This is a genomic window from Agromyces binzhouensis (assembly GCF_004135055.1).
In the GTDB taxonomy this organism is placed as follows: Bacteria; Actinomycetota; Actinomycetes; order Actinomycetales; family Microbacteriaceae; genus Agromyces; species Agromyces binzhouensis.
Window position 1 is genome coordinate 1 of record NZ_SDPL01000680.1, and the last position, 1018, is coordinate 1018.

General features: G+C 75.0%; 2 protein-coding genes. One reads left to right on the top strand and one right to left on the bottom strand.

The genetic code is table 11. The features are described from left to right. Positions 1 to 252 (bottom strand): RsmD family RNA methyltransferase (locus tag ESO86_RS17590; RefSeq protein WP_207207223.1); only part of this gene is annotated, 252 nt, incomplete at its 3' end. Between the two features lie 48 nt (positions 253 to 300). On the opposite strand from ESO86_RS17590, the gene ESO86_RS17595 reads away from it, so the two are divergent. Next, the coding region (locus ESO86_RS17595) for a tetratricopeptide repeat protein (RefSeq protein ID WP_129236027.1) at positions 301 to 1018 on the top strand (718 nt) is incomplete at its 3' end.

Genomic DNA, 1018 nt, shown 5'->3' on the forward strand with positions numbered 1-1018 from the left:
CCGGCGGCAGACCTCCGCGGCGGGTCGCGCCCTCTCGACCAGGACGACCTCGGCGGCGCCGCGGCTCGCGGCCTCGAGCCCGAGCGCGCCCGAACCGGCGTACAGGTCGAGCACCGTCGCGCCGTCCACGGCATCGCGTGCCTCGAGCGCGGAGAAGATCGCCTCGCGCACGCGATCGCTCGTCGGACGCGTGCCCGAGCGGGGCACGGCGAGGGTGAGCGAACCGGCGAAGCCGGCGATGATGCGCGTCATGTCTCGGGAGCATAACGGCCCCTCCCCGGGCGCTGCCATGATGGTCTGGTGGATGATTCGACCGACGCCCTGCACGCCGATCCGTCGCACCACCGGGCGCAGGAGCAGCTCGCCATCGACCGGATCTGGGACTTCGCCGACCCCGCGGCGAGCGAGGAGCGCTTCCGCGCCGCCGCGGCCGACGAGACGCTGACCGCACACGGTCGCGCGGTCATGGCCACGCAGCTGGCCCGCGCCATGGGGATCCAGCACCGCGAGGACGAGGCGCTCGCGGTCCTCGCCGAGCTCGAGTCGGCCGACGCGGGCGATTCCGACGAGGAGGTCGCCGAGCTGCGCGCGCGCATCGCGCTCGAGCGGGGTCGCATGGCCGCGGCCGGCGGGCGCGTCGACGAGGCCGTGCCCGAGTTCACGCGTGCCGTCCGCGAGGGCGCGCTCGGCGGCTCGACGTTCCTCGTGCTCGACGCCCTGCACATGCTGGCGCTGAACGACGCCGGACACGAGGAGGAGTGGGCCGCCGAGGGCTTCGACATCCTCGAGGGCGTCCGCGACCCCCGACTCAAGCGGTGGGGCGTGGCCCTGCACAACAACCTCGGATGGACCAAGCACGACGGCGGCGACGCGCAGGCGGCGCTCCACCACTTCCGCAAGGCCGTCGACGCCGCCGACCGCTACGGGACGGCCGGGCAGCAGCACGTGGCGCGCTGGTCCGTCGGGCGCGCGCTGCGCACGCTCGGCCGCACCGACGAGGCGCTCGAGATCCAGCGCG